Below are 15994 nucleotides of genomic sequence, written 5' to 3' on the forward strand. Positions count from 1 at the left end.
CTAATTTGACCTGCTGATTCGTTTTGGTTTCTTACGAAGCCATCCCGTGTCAGCGAGGTGGCATTATAGAGATTTCGATCACACTGGCAAGCCCTTTTTGAAGTTTTTCTTACTTTTTTGATTGTTCGAGCGTTTTTTGTTCAAAACACCCCATTTTCACTAGTATTCCTCTTAATTAAGGGCTTAAGGTGCCTATATAAAGGAGGATTTATGAGTTCAATACGCAGTTATAAAGGAATATCCCCTCAGATTGGGCAAGGTGTCTATATAGATACCAGTTCAGTACTGGTTGGTGATATCAAAATCGGTAACGACTCTAGCGTGTGGCCTTTGGTTGCAGCTCGAGGGGATGTGAACCACATTCATATTGGAGAGAGAACGAATATCCAAGATGGTAGTGTCTTGCACGTCACCCATAAGAATGCTGAAAACCCTGACGGTTATCCTCTCTTAATAGGTAATGATGTCACTATCGGGCATAAAGTAATGCTGCATGGCTGCACTATTGAGGATCGTGTACTTGTTGGTATGGGAGCGATCGTGTTGGATGGCGTGATTATCCAAAAAGAAGTGATGATTGGTGCTGGTAGCTTAGTGCCACCAAACAAGGTACTTGAAAGCGGTTACCTCTATGTAGGAAGCCCAGTAAAACAAGCTCGCCCATTAAATGATAAAGAGCGTGCCTTTCTACAGAAGTCTGCAGACAACTACGTTCAGAATAAAAATGACTATCTAGACTCTGTAATTTCAGTCTAAAGCGCTTTGATCTGAATCCGATTAGAGGAGTCATACTCCTCTTCTTCTATTAACTCTTCCGCTAGCTCTTCAATATCGAAACGTAACTCTGAAAAGATAACTAAAGCTTGATCGCCTTCTTCTATATCTTTACCTGCCAATCGTGATAATTCCTCAATAGACATGACACATTCAATCAATGCGCCCGACTGTTGTGCTGGGAACGTGATTGTTCGGCTCTCTTCATCCCAATCTTGGATATCAGGAAATAGAATTGATTGATTCATTTTTTATAAACACCCCATTACATCTCTAGATTTTTACGTAATTCTCTTAAAATCTGTTTTGTTCCCGGACGAAGACCACGCCAAAGCATAAAGCTTTCTGCTGCCTGCCCCACTAGCATACCCAAACCATCATAAGCAGCATGAACACCATTATCTAATGCCCATTGATTGAATACCGTCGTTCCAGATCCATAAACCATGTCATAAACGGCGCTAGTAGAATTGAAAATCACCTCAGACACTTCAGGAAGCTGCCCGCTTAGACCAGATGAGGTAGAGTTAATAATGACATCAAAGCCTTCATTAACATCACTTAGCCCCATCCCCTTGATGTTGCCATGCGACGAAAACATCTCAGCCAGAAGTTCAGCCTTGGAGCTGGTTCGATTAGCGACCACCAGCTGTTGTGGCTTTTGGTCGAGAAGAGGTTGAATCACTCCTCTCGCAGCACCACCAGCGCCAAGAAGAAGAACACGTGCTCCTTTTAGCGTGACTTGATGTTGAAGCAGGTCTTGAACTAAGCCCTCACCATCGGTGTTATCACCAATGATCTCTCCATCATCTAACTTCTTAAGGGTATTTACGGCACCAGCTAGTTCAGCTCTCTCAGTTAGGCGATTGGCTAACTGATAGGCATCTTCTTTAAAAGGCGCTGTGACATTGCACCCTCGACCACCTTCGCTGAAAAAGGTTTTGGCAGCAGTGATAAATTGACCGTGCTCTGGCTGTAATGCTGTATAGGTAAGTTGTTGGCTGGTTTGGCGAGCAAATAATGTGTGAATGAATGGCGATTTGCTTTGCCCAATAGGGTTACCGAAAACGGCATAACGATCTACTTGCTGTGTCATATCCTTACCTAACAGAAATAAAAAAGGGTCATCTATATAGATGACCCTATCACTATCCCTATAAGGAAGGAAGAACTACCAAACTCGAGGCTTTAGGTAGTCGCTATAAAGCAGAGCTTCCGGTGAACCCGCTTGTGGTTCGTAGCGGTATTCCCAGCGAGCCAATGGCGGCATCGACATTAATATAGACTCTGTACGACCGCCGCTTTGTAAACCAAATAGAGTGCCACGGTCATAGACTAAGTTAAATTCAACATAGCGACCACGACGATAAAGTTGGAAATCACGCTCGCGCTCACCATAAGGCGTCTGTTTGCGTCGTTCTACAATTGGTAAGTATGCGGCTGCAAAACCTTCACCGACCGCCTGCATATAAGCAAAGCTCTTTTCAAAGCCCCACTCGTTAAGATCATCAAAGAACAACCCACCAACACCACGTGTTTCGTCTCGGTGAGGAAGATAGAAGTACTTATCACACCACTCTTTGTGCTCTTGATAAACATAATCTCCAAATGGCGCACAAAGATCTTTGGCTGTTTGGTGCCAAGATTGGCAATCTTCATCGACAGGATAAAATGGCGTTAAGTCAAAACCACCACCAAACCACCAAATCGGGTCTTCCCCTTCTTTTTCCGCAATGAAGAATCGAACGTTCGCGTGTGAGGTTGGGATATATGGGTTGTTAGGGTGGACAACTAATGAAACCCCCATCGCCTCAAACTTACGTCCGGCTAATTCAGGTCGATGAGCTGTAGCTGAGGCAGGCATAGCCTTACCCGCTACGTGAGAGAAGTTAACCCCACCTTGCTCAAATACCGCACCGTTGGTCATCACACGAGTTCGACCACCGCCACCAAGGCGCTCGCCAGGCTCACGCTGCCATGCATCTTCTTCAAACAGTGCAGTACCATCAGCTTGCTCAAGCTGCTGGCAAATCGAATCTTGTAGACTCAGTAAAAACTGTTTTACTGCTTCTTTATCAATTGCTGACATCTTACTTCCTTTGCAGGGTTTAGCCCTGTCTTAATATTTTCGACGTTTTTGCATCTCTAATTTCGCTTGGCTTCTCACGACCACCCGTTTGACCTTCTAAAATAGCCACCAAATGTTGGCCAAGTTGCTGCTTAACTTCTTCAGTCGTCATACAAGGCGGCTCGCCAGTCAGGTTGGCACTGGTAGAGGTTAACGGCTTGCCGAACTCATTACACATTCTTTGAACCAAAGGGTGATCCGTCACTCGTACCGCGATGGAATCAAACTGGCCGCTGACCCAGTCAGTAACTTTGCTGCTGGTTGGCATAATCCAAGTGACCGGACCTGGCCATGTCGCTTTCACTGTTACCAACTGTTCTTCCGTCAACTGGCTTTCATCAATATAAGGAAGCAGCTGCTCGTAACTTGCAGCAATCAAGATCAAGCCCTTTTCAACTGGACGCTGTTTTAACTCGAGTAATTTCTTGATGGCATGTGGATTATCAGGATCACAACCAACCCCAAAAACGCCTTCGGTCGGGTAAGCAATGACTTCACCTTGTTGTAATGCCTGCAATGTATGTTGAAAGTTATCCACGGGTTGCCTCATTAAGTCAGTTATCGAACTCGCTAAGTGTACAAATTATCATTCACTGTGACTAAAGCTATTTGTTTATAAAATGTATCAATTAACAACTTAGACTGACGCAAACGTTTTCCTTAAGTAATTTTACCCGTATAATGCGCGCAAAATATCTAATCACTAATTAAATCGTACCTGAAGGAGTTTGAGATGACTGTCGGTATTATCATGGGTTCTAAATCTGATTGGCCAACAATGAAGCTAGCTGCAGAAATGTTGGATCAGTTTGGCGTGGCGTACGAAACAAAAGTGGTTTCTGCTCACCGCACACCTCAATTGCTTGCAGACTACGCAACCAGTGCGAAAGAGCGCGGTATTAAAGTAATTATTGCTGGTGCTGGCGGTGCAGCGCACCTTCCGGGCATGGCTGCTGCTTTCACAAGCGTACCAGTTCTGGGTGTTCCAGTTCAGTCTAAAGCACTGAAAGGCATGGACTCTCTGCTTTCTATCGTGCAGATGCCAAAAGGTATCGCGGTAGGTACTTTGGCTATCGGTGAAGCTGGCGCTGCCAATGCAGGCATCCTAGCGGCTCAAATCATTGGTACACACAATGAAGAAGTAATGGCAAAAGTAGAAGCATTCCGTTCTGAGCAAACAGAAACGGTTTTGGCTAATCCAAACCCTGCAGAGGACTAATTTCCATGCATGTTCTTGTGTTAGGCGCGGGCCAACTTGCTCGCATGATGTCCCTAGCTGGGGCACCGCTGAATATTGAAATTTCTGCTTTTGATGTTGGCAGCAAAAATATTGTTCACCCATTAACGCAAGCGATTCTAGGTAACGGCTTAGAAAATGCGATTGAGCGTGCGGACGTCATTACTGCTGAATTCGAACATATTCCTCACGATGTACTTGAGGTGTGTGAGCGCAGCGGTAAGTTCTTACCGACAACAGAAGCAATCAAAGCTGGCGGTGACCGTCGTCTTGAAAAAGCCCTGTTAGACGAAGCGAACGTGAAGAATGCTAAGTACTACGTGGTTAACTCTCGCGAAGACTTTGACGCTGCAATTGCTCACGTTGGCTTACCAATGGTGTTGAAGAGCACACTTGGCGGCTACGACGGCAAGGGCCAATGGCGCTTAAAGACATTAGACAATGTTGACGCGACTTGGGCAGAAATAGCTGAGTGCATTACCGCGACCGACAACCAAGCGATTGTGGCTGAAGAGTTTGTTCCGTTTGACCGCGAAGTATCACTGGTTGGTGCTCGTGATACCAATGGCGAGGTTCAAGTGTATCCACTGGCTGAGAATGTTCACACCGACGGCGTGTTGAGCTTATCGACAGCGATTGATGACATTGAACTGCAAGAGCAAGCTAAAGCCATGTTCACTGCCATTGCTGAGCGTTTAGATTACGTTGGCGTGCTAGCACTTGAGTTCTTTGATGTTCAAGGTTCACTGCTTGTTAATGAGATTGCACCACGTGTTCATAACTCGGGCCACTGGACGCAACAAGGCGCAGAGACTTGTCAGTTTGAAAACCACCTACGTGCAGTGTGTGGCATGCCACTAGGTAGCACTAAACTGATTCGTCCAACCGCAATGATCAACATTCTTGGCGAAGATACTCTTCCTGAGGCTATTCTTGCTCAAGGTGGTTGTCATGTTCATTGGTATGGCAAAGAAAAGCGTGCAGGTCGCAAGATGGGTCACATTAACGTGAGCGCTGACTACAACGCAGAATTACAAAGAGCTTTGTGCTCATTGGCTGAGATTCTTGATAAGCAAGCCTACCCTGCTGTGCATGAGTTTGCTGAGCAGATGAAGTAAGCCTACATTGGCTTATTGATATAAAAAGTTTATTGGATACAAAAACGGCGCTCAGTGAGCGCCGTTTTTTTGTGTCTATAATATCGAGTTATTGAGATTGAATGTGGTGACACTTGCGATCAGCGCATTGCTTCTTGGTACCACTGGCTGTTTTCTTCTCAAGTAACAACGGGAACTGGCACTGTTCACAACGACCTATAACAGGTGGCTGATTAACGGCGAACTTACACTTAGGGTAGTTATCACACGCATAGAAGGTTTTGCCATAGCGAGATTTACGCTCAACCAAGTGGCCTCGACCACACTCAGGGCAGGCAACAAGTGGCTGCTCTTCAGGTTGTTCTTTCGGTTGGTCCAAAGATTCGATGTGATTACACTCTGGATAACTGCTACAGCCAATGAACATCCCAAAGCGACCTTGCCTTAATACCAATTCGTTTTGGCATTTAGGACACGGAACGCCCAGCTCTTTCACCACATGACCATCATTTTGATGAAGAGGCTTGATGTAATCACAGCTCGGATACTGCTTACAGCCTAAAAATGGGCCGTGCTTACCATGGCGAAGCTGAAGCTCCCCACCACACTGTGGACATGGTTCATGCTCTAACGCATGTTCATGTGCTGAAAAAAGCTGATTATCAATCTTACTACTCATGATAAGCCTGTATTAATGCAAGATACCTTGCTCTTTGGTGTACAACAGCTCTTCCATTTGCGTGTAAGCACTTTCATTACCCGGTACATTGAACAGTACCATTAAGATAATCCACTTCAGATCATCCAACTCAAATTCATTGGTCTCTAACCCCATGACACGATCAATCACCATTTCACGAATCTCTGTCGTGAGGACGTTGATCTGCTCAAGGAACAACAAGAAACCACGACACTCCATATTAATACGTGATATCTCTTTACTTGTGTAAACACGCATCGAGGTATTAGAGCACATAGTAATCGCCGCTTGGTTATCGGTATCTTGCAGTGCAGCAAGGTCTTCTAACCAATGGAGAGCCTTATAAATATCATCTTGGTGAAACCCCGCTCGAAGAAGTTCATCTTCAAGTTCGTCTTGATCCACCTGCAATTCAGAATCGCTATGGATGTAGGTTTCAAACAAGTACATCAGTATGTCCATCATCATAGCTTAGCCTCTCCCCTTTCGAATATAGCCACCGGAAACTGCAACAACATGCCCTGAGAGCTCAAGCTCTAAAAGCTGCATCATGACTTCATGCACAGGTATATGGGTTCTCTGTGCCAAAATATCAACGGGTGTCGCCTCTAATCCTACGTTAGCTAACAGCTGTGGAAATGGCAATTGTTCATTTTCACCCTCATTCGGCGTAGGTTCGAATAAGCTCGGCTGCTGATCTATAGACCAGTTTAACAGACTCTTTATTTCAATCAGAACATCTTGAGCATTTTGCACTAAACATGCTCCAGCTTTGATGAGACTGTTACCTCCGCGACTGGTTGGGCTATGAATAGAACCGGGCAGCGCAAACACTTCTCGACCTTGCTCCATGGCATAGCGAGCGGTAATTAAAGAGCCACTCTTCTCAGCCGCTTCCACCACCAAGGTTCCTAACGACAAGCCACTTATAATACGGTTACGACGGGGGAAATGTTCAGGTCTTGGTTTAGCACTCGGTCGAAACTCTGAAATCAGCGCTCCGTTCTCACAGATCCTCTCAGCTAGATTTCGGTGGCGGGCAGGATAAATGGAGTCCAAGCCAGACCCCAACACTGCAAAAGTTTCCCCTCTTTTATCTAGAGCACCATCATGAGCATAGCCATCGATACCTAAAGCTAAGCCACTGGTGACAATTAAACCGTTTTGGACAAACTCTTTGGCGAAGGACTTGGCGGTCTGCAGTCCTTCAATACTGGCATTGCGGCTGCCGACCATCGCGATTTGAGGCTCGATCAGTTTTTCAACGTGACCTTTAACGAAAAGAACACTGGGCGCAGAGGCAATCTCATTAAGCAGTTTGGGATAATGTGGGCAATTAGGGGTAATGATGTGATGGTTAGGCTGTTTTGCTTGCCATGATAAGCAAGCCTCCACTTCTCTTGGGGCTTGCTCTCTTAGATAAGAAATTTGTTTGCCTGATAAACCCATCACTTGCAGCTGCTGGCTTGAGTAGCCAACAATGTTCGAAGGGGAATCGATACTCAGCAGGCGAGAAAGGCGTTTGCCACCCAATTGAGGAACAAAACTTAGAGTTAGCCAAGCACTCAGTTGTTGCTCATTCACTCGGTGCCCTTAACCTCTTCTGTCAAAGCAAGATCCAAAGGCGATACTGCCAGAATGCCCTTGCTAACAGGCTTAGAGCTCTGAGTGATCAACGCGAGGCTAAAATACTCATAAGGACGAATGACCATCAAGCTACCCAGCGAGGTACTTGGCAATTGCACCTTATCGCTCGCCGCAGACTCTTTATAACTGTATTCACCTTGCTTACCAAACACCACCGCACCGCTTTCGCTGAGGGTAAACATAGAACCTTGGCGAAGGTTATCCTGTGAACCTTTGTTGATCACTACCACCTGATTCTTCGCGCTGTATTGGCTGCCATCTAATGAGCCCAAGATATTAGCAAATTGACCCGCCGCACTAGGTGCAGGATAAAACGTGGTAGAGAGCTTCACCTGATCAACACCAAGTTCTGGTAGCACAAGGTCGTTCAGCAATACCTCTTGCAGCTGAGTGTCTATCTGCAAGCTGCTGAACTCAGCATCCACTTCTTTTAAGCGCGCCGTGGCGACCAAACGCAAAGAGGTCATACTTGCTTGGGGTTGCTGCCGTTGGTAGGTTTCAACTGCGCGGTAGATACCCCACTTTTGATGCTGTTGGTTACCTGAGATAAATAACCGTTCTACACCCGATAAGAAGCGTTTGCCATCGCTGGTACCTAATACTCGTTGCGCTGATTCGATATCTTGCTGCTCTACCAAGCGATCAGACTGTAAATATGGCAAAACCAGCCCTTCATTGACGGTAGGTACTGCTTTCTTCTCAGAGACACGAATCTTAGGGCTAAGCTTGATAACAGGCTTGAGGCTCAATACAGGCTCGCCATTAATCCAAACCAAAGACAGTTTATCTCCGGGATAAATGAGATGAGGGTTTTCTATCTCTGGATTGACCTGCCATAACCTTGGCCACAACCATGGACTATCGAGATACATCGCAGAGATATCCCACAAAGTATCGCCCTTAACCACCACATACGCCTCAGGTGCGCCCTGTTTAATGGTTAAAGGTTGCTCACTATTTTCAGCCGTAGCGGCGAACGAAATCGAGGCACAAATAAGAGATAAAGCAGGCAATAAATGACGCATGACCTAGGTTCCTTGGTCTGAATATATGACATCTGATTGGAGAATTACCTTCAGGATGCTGTCATTTGACCTCTAAAATGTCTAGAATTGAGCCAACAAGGTTTAAGCTGTTTCGGCACAGTTCAATATTTCGAGTGTATATGTCTGTATTACAAGTATTAACATTACCAGATGATCGTCTACGTACCGTGGCGAAACCGGTAAAAGAAGTTACCCCAGAGATTCAAAAGTTCGTTGATGACATGATTGAAACCATGTACGACGAAGAAGGTATCGGCCTTGCGGCAACGCAAGTAGATTTCCACCAACGCATCGTTGTTATCGATATTTCAGAAACACGTGATGAGCCAATGGTGCTTATCAACCCTGAAATTACTGAGAAGCGCGGCGAAGATGGAATCGAAGAAGGCTGCCTATCTGTACCAGGCGCTCGAGCTCTAGTACCTCGCGCTGCAGAAGTAACGGTTAAAGCACTAGACCGTGACGGCAACGAATTCACATTCGACGCTGACGACCTTCTGGCTATCTGTGTTCAGCACGAACTTGACCACCTAGAAGGCAAGTTGTTTGTTGATTACCTATCGCCACTAAAGCGTAAACGTATCCAAGATAAGCTAGCGAAGATTAAACGTTTCAACGAGAAACAAGGTTAATAACCGCTGCTATTACTAAATTAGAAGGAAGCCTACCTTGAGTCAGTCTTTAAGAATTGTCTTTGCAGGTACTCCGGATTTCGCCGCCCGTCACTTGGCGGCGTTGTTGTCTTCGGAGCATGAAGTTGTTGCTGTTTACACACAGCCAGATCGCCCAGCAGGCCGCGGTAAAAAACTCACTGCGAGCCCAGTAAAAAACATCGCACTTGAAAACAATATTCCGGTTTACCAACCAGAAAACTTCAAGTCAGATGAGGCTAAGCAAGAGCTAGCTGAATTGAACGCTGACATCATGGTTGTTGTCGCTTACGGCTTATTGCTTCCGCAGGTTGTATTAGATACGCCTCGCTTAGGTTGTATCAACGTACATGGCTCTATCCTACCGCGCTGGCGTGGTGCTGCTCCGATTCAACGCTCTATTTGGGCGGGTGATAAAGAGACAGGCGTGACGATCATGCAGATGGATATCGGCCTAGATACTGGCGACATGCTAAGTATCGCGACGCTGCCTATCGAAGCGACAGATACTAGCGCATCTATGTACGAGAAATTAGCGGGCCTTGGCCCTGATGCGCTTGTTGAATGTCTAGCGGACATCGCTTCTGGCAAAGCAGTTGCAGAAAAGCAAGACGATGAGCTTGCGAACTACGCGAAGAAGCTAAGCAAAGAAGAAGCGCGTATCAACTGGAGTGATGAAGCTGCGCATATTGAGCGCTGCGTTCGTGCCTTCAACCCATGGCCAATGAGTCACTTTGAAGCTGCTGAGAACAGCATTAAAGTATGGCAAAGCCGTGTGGCAGAGCAAACTTCTGATAAGCCTGCAGGTACCATTCTGCAAGCGGATAAAACTGGTATCTATGTTGCGACAGGGCAAGGCGTACTTGTTCTTGAACAACTGCAAGTTCCAGGTAAAAAAGCCATGTCAGTTCAGGATATCTTGAACTCACGTGCAAGCTGGTTTGAAGTTGGTACACAACTTTCTTAATCCGCTTTTAAAGCTGCTAATTACGCAGCTTAGAAAACCTTTACGAGGGCAGAGATGCCCTCATGTATTCAAATAAATATTCGGTACCCCTCATGAATGTTCGCGCTGCTGCTGCAAATGTCCTATTCCAAGTTGTCGATAAAGGCCACTCTCTGTCACACGCTCTCCCTGCGGCTCAAAAAACGATCCGTCCACGAGACCATGCTCTACTGCAAGAGATTTGCTACGGCGCACTTCGTTACCTGCCTCGTTTAGAGTCAATCGCTAACGAACTGATGGAAAACCCGCTTAAAGGTAAAAAGCGTGTATTCCACCACCTAATCTTGGTGGGCATTTACCAACTAAGCTTCATGCGTATCCCTTCGCATGCCGCGGTTGCTGAAACGGTTGAGGGCACTAAAACACTGCGTGGTCCAAGCCTGAGTGGTTTGATCAACGCTGTGCTACGTAGCTACCTACGTGACCAAGAAGAACTGGACGAGAAAGCCGTTAGTCACAATGCAGGCAAATACGGCCACCCAAGCTGGATTCTAAAAATGCTTCAAGAGAGCTACCCAGATCAATGGGAGCAACTGGTTGAAGCAAACAACAGTAAGGCACCAATGTGGCTGCGCGTTAACCGCCAACACCACACTCGTGACGAGTATGTTGAACTACTTAAAAACGAAAAAATTGAATACACATTGCACCCAGAAGCAGCCGATGCCATAAAATTAGCTGCACCTTGTGATGTTACTTTGCTTCCTGGCTTCGACAGAGGTTGGGTATCAGTGCAAGACGCTGCCGCTCAGCTTTCGGTTGACTACCTAACACCAAAAGATGGTGAGCTGATCTTAGATTGTTGTGCTGCGCCAGGTGGTAAAACGGCACACATTCTTGAGCACACTCAAGACACTGAAGTGGTTGCGATTGACTGCGACATTAAACGTCTAGACCGTGTTTACGATAACCTTGAGCGTCTACAACTGCGTGCCGACGTAATTTGTGGTGATGCTCGCTACCCAGAAGAGTGGTGGATGGGTGATAAGTTCGACCGTATCCTACTTGATGCACCTTGTTCAGCGACTGGCGTCATTCGCCGTCACCCTGACATCAAGTGGCTACGTCGTGCGTCTGACATTGATGCGCTGGCTGAACTGCAAAGCGAGATTATGGATGCAATGTGGCGTCAGCTGAAAGAAGGCGGCACCATGGTTTATGCGACTTGTTCTATCACGCCGCAAGAAAACGTGCTGCAAGTGAAAGCATTCCTAGCACGCACTGAGAACGCTACGTTGGTTGGGTCTGATATCGAAAATCCGGGTCGTCAAATACTACCTGGAGAAGAAGATATGGATGGCTTCTACTACGCAGTTCTAGTAAAACAGGCATAACAACTAACAGCGGCTAAGAATTTATTTCTTAGCCGCTGTTTCTTTCTAGTGCATTATCAAAATAAAGTTAGATAACTAGAATTACCACGGTAAAGAAAAGAGAAAGGCTATGAAGATCATTATCCTAGGTGCTGGACAAGTTGGCGGTACCCTTGCTGAAAACCTGGTTGGTGAAAACAACGACATCACCATTGTCGACCGTAATGCTGACCGACTTCGTGAACTTCAGGATAAGTACGACCTTAGGGTTGTAAACGGTTATGCCAGCCACCCAAACACACTACGTGAAGCGGGTGCGCAAGATGCCGACATGTTGGTTGCCGTAACCAACATGGATGAAACCAACATGGCTGCGTGTCAGGTTGCTTTCTCTCTTTTCAATACGCCGAACCGAATTGCTCGTATTCGCTCTCCTCAATACCTAGAAGAGAAAGAAGCGTTATTCAAATCAGGTGCCATCCCAGTCGATCACCTGATCGCACCCGAAGAGCTAGTGACCAGCTACATCGAGCGCCTGATTCAATACCCAGGCGCACTGCAGGTTGTGAGCTTTGCTGAACAGAAGGTTAGCCTAGTAGCAGTAAAAGCCTACTACGGTGGTCCACTGGTTGGTAACGCATTGTCTGCTTTGCGTGAGCACATGCCGCACATTGATACCCGTGTTGCCGCTATTTTCCGTCAAGGTCGCCCTATTCGTCCACAAGGCACCACCATCATTGAAGCCGATGATGAAGTGTTCTTCGTCGCAGCGAGTAACCACATCCGCTCAGTAATGAGTGAGCTACAGCGCCTAGAGAAACCGTACCGCCGCATCATGATTGTCGGTGGTGGTAACATTGGTGCAAGCTTGGCAAAACGCCTTGAGCAGAGCTACAGTATCAAGCTTATCGAGCGCAGCTACACTCGCGCCGAGAAGCTGTCTGAAGAATTAGAAAACACCATCGTATTCTGTGGTGATGCCGCCGATCAAGAGCTGCTGACCGAGGAGAACATCGATCAAGTGGACGTGTTCATCGCCCTAACCAATGAAGATGAAACCAACATCATGTCAGCCATGCTGGCGAAGCGAATGGGTGCCAAGAAGGTAATGGTACTGATTCAGCGTGGTGCTTACGTAGACCTTGTTCAGGGTGGTGTGATTGATATTGCTATCTCGCCACAGCAAGCGACCATTTCTGCGCTGCTTACTCACGTTCGTCGTGCTGATATCGTAAACGTATCCTCTCTACGTCGCGGCGCTGCAGAGGCGATCGAAGCGATTGCTCACGGTGACGAAACCACCTCTAAAGTGGTTGGCCGAGCGATTGGCGACATCAAGTTACCACCGGGCACCACTATTGGTGCGATTGTTCGCGGAGAAGAAGTACTTATCGCGCACGATAGAACCGTAATCGAACAGGATGACCACGTAGTGATGTTCCTAGTGGACAAGAAATACGTACCGGATGTTGAGTCTCTATTCCAACCGAGCCCGTTCTTCTTATAGCCTTGTTCTCGTGAGCTTCTTCTCGCAACTTTCTTTTGTGAGAACGGCGCTCCGGCACAAAGCTGTAATCAATTAAAGCTATGGTCTATTAAGCTATGGTCAACTTTCGTCCGATATTATTAGTGATAGGGTTAGTGTTATCAAAACTCGCCCTTTTCATGTACATCCCTACATTGGTTGCCTTTTTCACAGGCACCGGTGGCTTCCTCGAGTTTGGTCAGTCGGTAGTGATCACGCACATTGTGGCGTTCATCTGCTTGAGCTTAGGCCGTTCAGCTAAGTTCCGACTTGGGGTACGGGACATGTTCCTGATCACCTCTCTGGTATGGACGATAGCCAGTGCCTTTGCTGCACTGCCGTTTGTCTTCATCAACCACATCAGCTTCATTGACGCCTATTTTGAAACCATGTCTGGTATCACCACGACAGGCTCAACCGTATTAAGCGGCTTAGACAGCATGGCTCCAAGTATTCTGTTGTGGCGTTCTATACTGCAATGGTTAGGTGGCATCGGCTTCATCGTTATGGCGGTAGCGGTTCTGCCAATGCTCAACGTCGGTGGTATGCGCCTGTTCCAAACCGAATCATCCGATTGGTCAGATAAAAGCAGCCCACGAGCGAAAACGGTCGCCAAGAACATCGTGGCGGTTTATCTGGTTCTGACTGGGTTGTGCATCATTAGCTACCTGTTTGCAGGCATGAGTATCTTTGACGCAATCAATCATGCCTTCACAACACTGTCTACGGGTGGTTACTCAACATCAGATGGCTCAATGAACCACTTCTCTAACAGTGCTCACTGGGTAGGAACCCTGTTCATGTTCCTTGGTGGTCTGCCGTTCCTACTGTTTGTTAGCGCACTGCGTGGTAGAAAACTCTCAATCCTCTACAAAGACGCGCAAGTGAGAGGTTTCACCTATCTATTCTTGGTCACCAGTGCCGTGATATCGACATGGTTGGTGGTTAGAGATGGCTACACAGTCATGGATGCGATGCGTGTTTCGATGTTCAACATTGTGTCAGTCGTAACCACAACCGGTTTTGGCTTAGAAGATTTCACCGCGTGGGGCGCTTTGCCTACCACGCTGTTTGCCTTTTTAATGATGGCGGGCGCGTGCTCAGGTTCAACCTCTGGTGGTATCAAGATCTTCCGCTTCCAGATCGCGATGACCATGCTTCATAAGCAGATGATGAAACTGATTCACCCGTCGGGCGTGTTTGTTCAACGCTACAATCAGCGACCGGTGAATGACGATATTGTGCGTTCACTAGTCGCATTTGGTTTGATGTTCTTTATTACGATTATCTTAATTGCAGGTGGCTTGAGCGCGATGGGGCTTGATCCCGTGACCAGTATATCTGGCGCTATCACAGCCGTTGCCAACGTTGGTCCTGGTATGGGCAGCGTTATCGGTCCAACCGGGAACTTTGCTCCACTGCCCGACGCCGCTAAATGGTTGCTAAGCTTAGGAATGCTGATGGGGCGACTCGAGATATTGACGCTCATTGTTCTATTTTTCCCAGCCTTTTGGCGACGTTAACCAAGCACAAAATCAAGGAAACACAGATGAAATCATACGTACTTCTCGCTAGCGCATTGCTCGCAAACTCAGTATTCGTAAGTTCTGCCTTTGCTGATCAAATGGTCACACTGCCTGATGGCAAGCAAGTGTTACTCAAAGATGATTTTACTTGGCAATACGTGGCACCGAAGCAAACGGAAACAGCAGCGACAACATCAGAGATCGAAGCGCCTATTGCAGCAGCCCCTGTCGTAGCCGTACCTGTCGCAACGAACACGCGTGGCACTACGATTGTGGTTAATAGTAAAAAGCCTAGCTTACAGCTGTCTCAGTCAGGAGTGGATGTTGTACTGGGTGCAAGTCGCTATGAAGATGGTGAGCTTATCATTCCGACAGCCATCACTAACCAAGGCACTCAAGCGGTCATTTTGGTATCACTTAACATCAGCGTATTTACTGCAGAAGGTGAGTTGTTGGCAGAAGAAGAAGTTGCTGTGTGGAAATCAATCAAACGAATGGCCGACACATACCTACGACCAAAGACGGGTGAAGAAGGCAAGCTCATCAAGCTCGACCTAGAACAACACCCTGAATATCAGATTAAAGCTGAGATTACTGAGGTACTGGCTCGCTAAACCGGAGTCACGTACAAATAAATAGCGAAGAAATGGCAAGCGCAGCCCGCCAACACAAACAAATGCCAGATGGCATGATTGTAAGGGATGCGTTTTGCCACATAGAAAATCACACCCAACGAGTAAATCACGCCACCGAGTGCTAGTAGCACCAAACCACCCATCTCGATATTCATCGCCAGTTGATAAACCACAATCAGCGATAACCAACCCATCGCCAAGTAAGTCACCAATGACAAACGCTTAAATCGGTAGACGAAGGCAATCTTCATAATAATTCCGACTAGCGCGATACCCCAAATCACTGCCATCAAACCCATCGCCAATGGTGTTCTTAAACTCACCAATAAAAATGGCGTGTAACTGCCCGCGATCAATAAGTAGATCGCACAGTGATCGAGAGTTTTCAGTAATCGCTTGGTCTTTTCTGTGGTGATCGAGTGATAAAGCGTGGAAGCGAGAAAGAGTAGGATAATACTGCTGCCATATACCGCCATACTCGCAATAGTCAGTATGTCGGCTTGATGGTCAAACGCACGAATCAGCAGCAGGATTAAACCAACCACGCCAAGCACAACACCCAAGCCATGGGTTATCGCATTGGCGCGTTCTTCGATGTCACTGTATTCGCTCGCCGATGATGCAGACATGATTATCCTACTAGAGTAAATGTTCGATTTGCCTAGTATTGCACATTAAGCTTACACGTGTAAGCTTAAATTTTTATGACA

18 protein-coding genes are annotated in these 15994 nt (G+C 46.8%); 9 read left to right on the forward strand and 9 right to left on the reverse strand.

Going from position 1 to position 15994, the window contains the following annotated elements:
* The first annotated feature begins 210 nt into the window (after positions 1 to 210).
* Positions 211 to 756 carry a gamma carbonic anhydrase family protein gene (locus AB4133_RS20620; RefSeq protein WP_017058763.1) on the forward strand — a complete coding sequence of 182 codons (546 nt, stop codon included), beginning with the start codon at positions 211 to 213 and terminating at the stop codon, positions 754 to 756.
* Here AB4133_RS20620 and AB4133_RS20625 read toward each other — a convergent pair.
* From AB4133_RS20625 to AB4133_RS20640, 4 genes are all read right to left on the reverse strand, one after another.
* On the reverse strand, positions 753 to 1022 hold the full coding sequence (locus AB4133_RS20625) for a DUF1488 domain-containing protein (RefSeq protein WP_017058764.1): 270 nt from the start codon (positions 1020 to 1022) through the stop codon (positions 753 to 755). The genes AB4133_RS20620 and AB4133_RS20625 overlap by 4 nt on opposite strands.
* A gap of 17 nt (positions 1023 to 1039) precedes the next feature.
* Entirely contained in the window at positions 1040 to 1870 is an 831-nt protein-coding gene (aroE, locus tag AB4133_RS20630) for a shikimate dehydrogenase (protein WP_017067739.1), read from the reverse strand.
* A 75-nt stretch (positions 1871 to 1945) separates the two neighbouring features.
* Positions 1946 to 2863 carry an oxygen-dependent coproporphyrinogen oxidase gene (gene hemF, locus AB4133_RS20635; RefSeq protein WP_372225605.1) on the reverse strand — a complete coding sequence of 306 codons (918 nt, stop codon included), beginning with the start codon at positions 2861 to 2863 and terminating at the stop codon, positions 1946 to 1948.
* Positions 2864 to 2882: 19 nt separating this feature from the next.
* Positions 2883 to 3440 (reverse strand): L-threonylcarbamoyladenylate synthase, encoded by a 558-nt coding sequence (locus AB4133_RS20640; protein WP_371725277.1) that lies wholly within the window; start codon positions 3438 to 3440, stop codon positions 2883 to 2885.
* A 195-nt stretch (positions 3441 to 3635) separates the two neighbouring features.
* On the opposite strand from AB4133_RS20640, the gene purE reads away from it, so the two are divergent.
* Together purE and AB4133_RS20650 are read left to right on the forward strand one after the other, a co-directional pair.
* The gene (gene purE / locus AB4133_RS20645) at positions 3636 to 4121 is read left to right on the forward strand and encodes a 5-(carboxyamino)imidazole ribonucleotide mutase (protein ID WP_004735777.1); all 486 of its coding nucleotides are present in this window, start codon (positions 3636 to 3638) and stop codon (positions 4119 to 4121) included.
* 5 nt (positions 4122 to 4126) lie between these two features.
* Positions 4127 to 5257, forward strand: coding sequence for a 5-(carboxyamino)imidazole ribonucleotide synthase (locus AB4133_RS20650; protein WP_372225609.1), 1131 nt, complete (start codon positions 4127 to 4129; stop codon positions 5255 to 5257).
* Between the two features lie 88 nt (positions 5258 to 5345).
* Here the strand turns inward: AB4133_RS20650 and AB4133_RS20655 are convergent, their stop codons facing one another.
* Genes AB4133_RS20655 through AB4133_RS20670 form a run of 4 tightly spaced genes read right to left on the reverse strand, consistent with a single transcriptional unit; the run spans position 5346 to position 8608 of the window.
* The gene (locus AB4133_RS20655) at positions 5346 to 5915 is read right to left on the reverse strand and encodes a type I DNA topoisomerase (RefSeq protein ID WP_017063003.1); all 570 of its coding nucleotides are present in this window, start codon (positions 5913 to 5915) and stop codon (positions 5346 to 5348) included.
* Between the two features lie 12 nt (positions 5916 to 5927).
* Positions 5928 to 6404, reverse strand: coding sequence for a DUF494 family protein (locus tag AB4133_RS20660; protein ID WP_029235095.1), 477 nt, complete (start codon positions 6402 to 6404; stop codon positions 5928 to 5930).
* A gap of 3 nt (positions 6405 to 6407) precedes the next feature.
* Positions 6408 to 7520, reverse strand: coding sequence for a DNA-processing protein DprA (gene dprA, locus AB4133_RS20665; RefSeq protein WP_017071760.1), 1113 nt, complete (start codon positions 7518 to 7520; stop codon positions 6408 to 6410).
* Positions 7517 to 8608, reverse strand: coding sequence for a LysM peptidoglycan-binding domain-containing protein (locus AB4133_RS20670; RefSeq protein WP_136979559.1), 1092 nt, complete (start codon positions 8606 to 8608; stop codon positions 7517 to 7519). Before AB4133_RS20670 ends, dprA begins: the two co-directional genes overlap by 4 nt.
* A 140-nt stretch (positions 8609 to 8748) precedes the next feature.
* On the opposite strand from AB4133_RS20670, the gene def reads away from it, so the two are divergent.
* The 6 genes from def (at position 8749) to AB4133_RS20700 (ending at position 15263) form a co-directional block, all read left to right on the forward strand.
* Complete coding sequence (def, locus tag AB4133_RS20675) at positions 8749 to 9261, forward strand: peptide deformylase (protein WP_017058772.1); 513 nt, start codon at positions 8749 to 8751, stop codon at positions 9259 to 9261.
* A gap of 37 nt (positions 9262 to 9298) precedes the next feature.
* On the forward strand, positions 9299 to 10246 hold the full coding sequence (gene fmt / locus AB4133_RS20680) for a methionyl-tRNA formyltransferase (protein WP_017058773.1): 948 nt from the start codon (positions 9299 to 9301) through the stop codon (positions 10244 to 10246).
* Positions 10247 to 10338: 92 nt separating this feature from the next.
* Positions 10339 to 11619, forward strand: a complete 1281-nt coding sequence (gene rsmB / locus AB4133_RS20685; RefSeq protein WP_372225641.1) for a 16S rRNA (cytosine(967)-C(5))-methyltransferase RsmB — start codon at positions 10339 to 10341, stop codon at positions 11617 to 11619.
* Positions 11620 to 11728: 109 nt separating this feature from the next.
* On the forward strand, positions 11729 to 13105 hold the full coding sequence (trkA, locus tag AB4133_RS20690; RefSeq protein WP_004735766.1) for a Trk system potassium transporter TrkA: 1377 nt from the start codon (positions 11729 to 11731) through the stop codon (positions 13103 to 13105).
* A gap of 95 nt (positions 13106 to 13200) precedes the next feature.
* Complete coding sequence (locus AB4133_RS20695) at positions 13201 to 14646, forward strand: TrkH family potassium uptake protein (protein WP_372225614.1); 1446 nt, start codon at positions 13201 to 13203, stop codon at positions 14644 to 14646.
* Positions 14647 to 14672: 26 nt separating this feature from the next.
* A complete protein-coding gene (locus AB4133_RS20700) occupies positions 14673 to 15263 on the forward strand; it encodes a DUF3157 family protein (protein WP_065584150.1) in 591 nt (196 codons plus the stop codon).
* On the opposite strand, the gene AB4133_RS20705 is transcribed toward AB4133_RS20700, so the two are convergent.
* Positions 15260 to 15913: a hemolysin III family protein gene (locus AB4133_RS20705; RefSeq protein ID WP_017063010.1), complete on the reverse strand. Its 654-nt coding sequence runs from the start codon at positions 15911 to 15913 to the stop codon at positions 15260 to 15262. The two genes, AB4133_RS20700 and AB4133_RS20705, sit on opposite strands and share 4 nt — an antisense overlap.
* Positions 15914 to 15994 lie beyond the last annotated feature (81 nt).

The organism is Vibrio sp. 10N.286.52.F8 (assembly GCF_041468745.1).
Taxonomy (GTDB): Bacteria; Pseudomonadota; Gammaproteobacteria; order Enterobacterales; family Vibrionaceae; genus Vibrio; species Vibrio crassostreae_C.